General features: G+C 62.7%; 5 protein-coding genes. 3 read left to right on the top strand and 2 right to left on the bottom strand.

What is annotated here, in order from left to right; translation table 11 throughout:
- Window positions 1–323: 323 nt before the first annotated feature.
- Entirely contained in the window at window positions 324–1,814 is a 1,491-nt protein-coding gene (locus M9890_15175; protein ID MCO5178295.1) for a DHA2 family efflux MFS transporter permease subunit, read from the bottom strand.
- 118 nt (window positions 1,815–1,932) lie between these two features.
- Entirely contained in the window at window positions 1,933–3,948 is a 2,016-nt protein-coding gene (cadA, locus tag M9890_15170) for a cadmium-translocating P-type ATPase (GenBank protein MCO5178294.1), read from the bottom strand.
- A 430-nt stretch (window positions 3,949–4,378) separates the two neighbouring features.
- Here cadA and M9890_15165 point away from each other — a divergent pair, with 430 nt between their 5' ends.
- The 3 genes from M9890_15165 (at window position 4,379) to M9890_15155 (ending at window position 5,563) form a co-directional block, all read left to right on the top strand.
- Window positions 4,379–4,822 carry a MarR family transcriptional regulator gene (locus M9890_15165; GenBank protein ID MCO5178293.1) on the top strand — a complete coding sequence of 148 codons (444 nt, stop codon included), beginning with the start codon at window positions 4,379–4,381 and terminating at the stop codon, window positions 4,820–4,822.
- A gap of 39 nt (window positions 4,823–4,861) precedes the next feature.
- Window positions 4,862–5,230 (top strand): cupin domain-containing protein, encoded by a 369-nt coding sequence (locus tag M9890_15160; GenBank protein ID MCO5178292.1) that lies wholly within the window; start codon window positions 4,862–4,864, stop codon window positions 5,228–5,230.
- A gap of 84 nt (window positions 5,231–5,314) precedes the next feature.
- Window positions 5,315–5,563 (top strand): cold shock domain-containing protein, encoded by a 249-nt coding sequence (locus M9890_15155; protein ID MCO5178291.1) that lies wholly within the window; start codon window positions 5,315–5,317, stop codon window positions 5,561–5,563.
- Window positions 5,564–5,935: the final 372 nt, after the last annotated feature.

Genomic DNA, 5,935 nt, shown 5'->3' with positions numbered 1-5,935 from the left:
CCAACTGGATGGGGATGGGGTGAGCTGAAACCATCGGTGAACGATGTCGATCTGGTTGGCGGCTGCACAGGGACAGATTCTCTATCTCCGACGGGACCGCGGCATCGGATGTGATGCGTGCCCGAATCGCGTACGCCCTGCCAATCGCCGTGCGCCGACAGAGCACGGCGATTGGCAGGTTCGATGATCTGATCGTCAACCATATTGAGAAGCACGCACCGACGTGGTGCGAAGCCAGCCGGGCGTATGCGATACGTCCCTCCATTTGGGGAGCGCATCACCCATCTGTTCTACAAACTAATCAGCAGTCGTCCCGGTAAGCCCTACTCCTCGCTGGCGAAGCGGGGGGTGCCTTGCAACTGCGCCTTGCGGCGGTTGCGGGCGGTGTCGGGGATGAGGAAGACGACCGGGATGATGAGCAGGATCAGGAACGAGAGGCCGGTGAAGATGAATTCGAGGCCGCGCGCCTGATCGTCGAAGTGGGCCAGGACGAGGACGATCATGGCCGTGCCGAGAACACCACCACTGGAGCGGAACATACCGCGCAGTCCGGTGATGCGCGCGACAGCTTCCGGCATCAGGTCGAGCGCAGCATTGTTGGCCGCCGGACCGCCGATGCCGACGCCGAGGCCGGTGATGGCGATTGTCAGCGAGAGGAACGCCAGGTTGCCCATCTCGAAGCCGAAGATCGTCGGGTCGTGCAAGCCCTGTCCGGTGATAAACAGGCCAATGCTGATCAGGACGATGCCGACGATCATCGGGATGCGGTAGCCGAAGCGAATCAGCAGGAATGACGAGATGGTCGACAGGCTGATCATCGCGATCGCGCGCGGCGTCAGGATGAAGCCGGCCTGGCTGGCGGACATGCCGTATTCAACCGTGGCGTAGAGCGGGATGAAGCTGAAGAAGCCGAAGACGAGGCCGCCGTAGAGGAAGTTGTAGAGATTTGCGGCGAGGAATGCGCGCTCCTTCAGCAGCCGCAAATCGATCATCGGGTCCGGCGTGCGTGCTTCATGGCGGACGAACAGCACCAGCGCGATGAGGCCGATGATGATCCACAGGCCGACCTGCCACTCGAAACTGACGTGGTTGCCCCAGATGCTCATGCCATACATCAGCGCGACGACACCGGTGGCGAACGCGCCGGCGCCGACCAGGTCGATGCTGCGACGCGAGACGATCCGACCACCGGCCGGCAGCAGGATGATGCCGGTGATGAACAGCAGGACGCCGATCGGGACGTTGACTGAGAAGATCGAGCGCCAGCCGAAGTTGTCGATCATCCAGCCGCCGACGTTCGGGCCGATGATGCCGCCGATCGGGAAGACGCTGGTGAACAGCCCGATTGCCGTGCCGCGATGCTCGGCGCTGAAGACATCGCTGACGATGCCGGCGGCCGACGGCAGGAACGCGCCGCCACCGACTGCCTGAAGAACGCGGAAGGCGATCAGCAATTCGACACTTGGGGCGATGGCGCAGAGCAGTGAGCTGACGGTGAAGAGGACGACGCAGCCGAGGAACAGGCGCTTGCGGCCGAGATCATCGCTCAGCTTGCCGGCCATCGGCATCATGACCGTCTGCGTCAGGCTGTAGCCGGTGATGACCCACGAGATCCAGACGAGGTTCGTGTTCAGCCCGGCCATCATCTCCGGCAGGCCGACGGCCACAATGGTTGAGTCGATGCTGGCCATGAGCAATGCGAGCGAGACAACCGCGAAGATCGCTATTGAGCGTGGGCTAACGGATTGTGATGCGGCTGCATCGCTGATTGGAACTGCTTGCCCACTGCGTGTGTGCGTCGACGTCCGTGCCATTCGGTCTCACTTCCTGCCACCCAGCCCCGCGAAAGAACCGGAGAAGTGTGCACCTCAATAGCATTGAATGTCAATGGATTTCTGGTGCCTGCAATTCTTTAGTCGGCTGGTCGTTGGATCAGGCAGGGGTGGTGGCGAGCGCTGCCGGCCGCAGGTTCAGTCGACGGAGCAGTTGAGCGTTGAGCGCGACGACGATTGTCGACAGAGACATGAGCGTTGCACCGACGGCCATTGGCAGAACAAAGCCGACTGGCGCGAGGATACCGGCTGCCAGTGGCACAGCGATCAGGTTGTAGCCAGCAGCCCACCACAGGTTCTGCTTCATCTTGCGATAGGTCGCCTCCGATAGCTTGATCACCGATGAGACGGCCCGTGGATCGTCGCTCGCAAGGATGACACCGGCCGACGCGATCGCGACATCCGTCCCGGCACCGATAGCGATGCCGACATCAGCCTGCGCAAGCGCTGGTGCGTCATTCACGCCATCACCAACCATCGCAACCTTCTGACCGCGAGATTGCAGCTCCTGGACCCGTGCAGCCTTGTCCTCAGGGCGGACGCCAGCGAAGTACTCATCAATGCCCAGCTCGCGGGCAACTGAGGCTGCAACCGCTTCGGCGTCACCAGTGATCATCACCACCTGGAGTGATCGTCGGTGGAGATCACGAATGGCGTCGAACGACTCGGGCCGAATTTCGTCGGCCAGCCGGAGCGCGCCGGCAACGACCGAATCGACGAGGACATGCAGGATGATCGCGCCCTCGCGTCGCCAGTCATTGGCCACCTCCAGCTCGTGTCCGCCTTCCTGCTCCAGCAGGTTTGGTCCGCCGACCTGGACTACCCGGCTATCAACGATGGCGCGCACGCCAACTGCCGGTGCCGAGGAAAAGTCGGCTGCGGGCGGGACGGCGATAGCGCGCTTCTGCGCCTCGCTGACAATGGCCTTCGCCAGTGGATGTTCGGATTCGGCCTCGGCCGCGGCGGCCAGCGCCAGCAGGCGGTCAGGCGGCATCTCGCCAGCAGAGACGATTTCGACCACCACCGGTGCCCCCTTGGTGAGCGTGCCGGTCTTGTCGAACAGCACGGTGTCGACCGTGCGCATGCTCTCCAGCGCCAGCCGATCCTTGATCAGAATGCCGGCCCGGGCGGAGCGCTCAGTGGCGATCGAGACGACGAGCGGAATAGCCAGGCCGAGGGCGTGCGGGCAGGCGATGACAAGGACGGTGATCGTTCGAACGACACCTTCGTCCGGCAGACCAACGACGGCCCAGATAATCGCGGTCAGCACGGCAGCGCTGAGCGCGAACCAGAACAGCAGCCCCGCTGCGCGATCGGCGATGCGCTGCGCCCGCGAGGACGAGTTCTGCGCTTGTGCGACGAGTGCCTGGATGCCGGCAAGGGTGGTGTCGTCACCAACCGCGGTGATCTCAACGCGCAGGCCAGAGTCGGTTGCGACCGTGCCGGCGACGACGCTATCGCCCTCGCCACGACGGACCGGCTGGGATTCGCCAGTGATCATCGACTCGTCCACGCTGGCTGTTCCCTGGACGACACGGCCATCGGCAGGAACCCGCCCACCCGGTCGAACGAGGACGATGTCGCCGACCTGCAACTCACTGGGAGGAACACTGACTATCTGGTCGCCATCAACGCGCTCGGCCTCGTCGGGCAGGAGTGCGGCGAGTGAGTCGAGCGCTGAGGTTGTCTGAGCGAGCGAGCGCATTTCCAGCCAGTGGCCCAGCAGCATGATGACGATGAGGAGAGCCAGCTCCCACCAGAAATCGAGATCATGCGGTAAGACTTCGAGCTTTGCGCCCCACGACGCCAGAAATGCGACGCTGATCGCCAGACCAATGAGCAGCATCATACCGGGGGCACGGGCGCGAATCTCATCACGCGCGCCAGTCAGGAACGGCCAGCCACCCCAGAAATAGACAACTGTGCCGAGGATCGGCGAGATCCAGCCGGACCAGTCGGGGACGCTGTAGCCGACCAGATCGGCGAACATCGGCGAGAAGGCGACGACCGGTATCGCGAGGATCAGCATGATCCAGAACAGGTTGCGGAACTCGGTGGCGTGATTGCCATGCCCACCGTGGCCGCCGTGTTGCTCGTGATGCTCATGCGCTTGCATAGCCGGTTCTGCATGCTCGGCGTGGTGGCCCGCGTGTGTAGCGTGGTCATGACGCTCGTTCGTCCGCCGCGGCTCATGCTGGTGTTGATGGGTGTTTGGGCTCGGGTGCCCATTGTGGTTGTGATTCATATCCGTATCTTCCGCTCGCCGTCCCGTCGTTCGATCCGGCTCTCGTCGGTTCGTCTGGTGCTCGCCCTCATTACCAGCCGTGCATCAGCGCGCAGTCGGGGAAGCGCGGGCAAGCTCCAGATGTTTCGGACGTGCTGCGGAGTGCGCACTCTTCAGCATCCTCAAGGAATAATATACCCCCCAGGGGTATATTGCAAGCCGTATTATGGATGATCAGGGAGCGTGTTCTATTCGAAGCACTGCCAGTACCGCAAATACATGCATTGTCAATATACTTAGCGGGAGTAAGGGAGCCGCGAGCATGCCAACTGATCGGCTGACGGAAAGCTTGATGATGCTCTGGCGCGAGCTGCATCTGTTGTCGAGCCCGATTGAGCATGGGGAGATCACAGCCCAGCAGTACTGGTTGTTGCGTCACCTGAACTTGCGCGGTCAGTCGAGCATCGGCGAGTTGGCGACGGCGCTCGGTATCTCGCAAAGCTCGACGACGACGGCCTGCAAGCGGCTGGAGCGCGATGGCCTGGTGCGGCGCGCTCGCTGTGCCGACGATGAGCGCGTCGTGCGCGTGAGCCTCACTGACTCAGGCAAGGCGCAGATCGAAGCCTGGCGCGGCCGCCGGCGCGAGATGCTGGCACACCTGCTGGATCCGCTGGAGCAATCGGAGCGCGATGAGCTGCAGCGTGTGGTTGACCATGTGCTGGAGGCCGCCGGCGTTGGCGAGCCGCGCCTGCTGCAGAAGGATTGAGCGGATTTGTCGCACAGCGTCACTGACATGGAGGCCCACATGGACCCCAGCCTGCAACCATTGGTCGCGTGGGAGAGTCTTCAACCCCAGAATGTCGGCAGCCCCGGTGTTGTCGCCCGTTTCATGCACGCCGCCGAGCATGGCATCAGCACGATCTCGCTGATGCTCGGCGAGGTTGCGCCCGGCGATGGGCCACGTCTGCATCGCCACGACTACGAAGAGGTGTTCGTCGTCACTGAGGGTCGTGGTCAGTTCGATATCGGCGAGGCATCGGTGCAGGCCGGCGTTGGTGATGTCGTGGTCGTGCCGGCGGGTGTGCCGCATCGGTTCACGAACGTCGGTGATGTGACCTTGCGTGTGACGGCGGTGCATGGCGCGGAGCGCGTGTCGATCGAATGGCTGGAATAGCCCGCCAGGACAGGCTATTCAGGTATGCTACAGGCAGCATAATCGCGGAGCGATCGCAGGGTATGGAACAGAGGTAGCAGGGTCATGGACAGCCGATGGCAGGAGCATGCGCCGAGGTCTGGTCAGGTGACGTATTACGACGCGAAGGCCAACATTGGCTTCATTCGACCGGATGACGGCTCGGCCGATGTGAGCTTCGCCATCCGTCCGTATGATGATCCGGTGGCGGTCGGCGATTACGTCCGCTACGAGCTACAGCCGACCCTGCAGGTGACCGGCTTCGGCAAGCACGCGATCCACGTGCGCCGCGCGATTGCCGACGCCTTCGTTTAAGACGGTCGCTATTGAGCGTTGCCCCACTTCCCGAACCTGGGAGGTGGGGCATTTGCTACCTCTCGGTGGGTCATCAGCGCCAACGTGGCGAGCATGTCGGCGCGGCAGCTAACTCTTCCTTCTGTCATTTCGAGGCCGCAGCCGAGAAATCTCTCCGTGTTGGACTGCGTCGAACGGGTGGGAGATCTTTCGGTTGCGACCTCAAGATGACAGGGGAACATGGAGGTTGCCAGCCCAGCGAGTCGGCAATGCCAGCAATGGCGAGCATTCCGACCCGACAGCCAACCCCTTGTCCTGTCATTTCGAACCGCAGTGAGAAATCTCCCCTGCGTTGGACTGCGTCGAACGGGTGGGAGATCTTTCGGTTGCGAC

The sequence above is a fragment of the Thermomicrobiales bacterium genome (assembly GCA_023954495.1).
Lineage (GTDB): Bacteria > Chloroflexota > Chloroflexia > Thermomicrobiales > CFX8 > JAMLIA01.
Note: the sequence above shows the minus strand (reverse complement) of the source record. Positions and strands in the feature narration are given on the sequence as shown.

Excerpts from the sequence above, each read along its gene's own strand:
- M9890_15175 (MCO5178295.1), bottom strand. The coding sequence starts at position 1,814 with ATGGCACGGACGTCGACGCACACACGCAGTGGGCAAGCAGTTCCAATC.
- cadA (MCO5178294.1), bottom strand. The coding sequence starts at position 3,948 with ATGCAAGCGCATGAGCATCACGAGCAACACGGCGGCCACGGTGGGCAT.
- M9890_15165 (MCO5178293.1), top strand. The coding sequence starts at position 4,379 with ATGCCAACTGATCGGCTGACGGAAAGCTTGATGATGCTCTGGCGCGAG.
- M9890_15160 (MCO5178292.1), top strand. The coding sequence starts at position 4,862 with ATGGACCCCAGCCTGCAACCATTGGTCGCGTGGGAGAGTCTTCAACCC.
- M9890_15155 (MCO5178291.1), top strand. The coding sequence starts at position 5,315 with ATGGACAGCCGATGGCAGGAGCATGCGCCGAGGTCTGGTCAGGTGACG.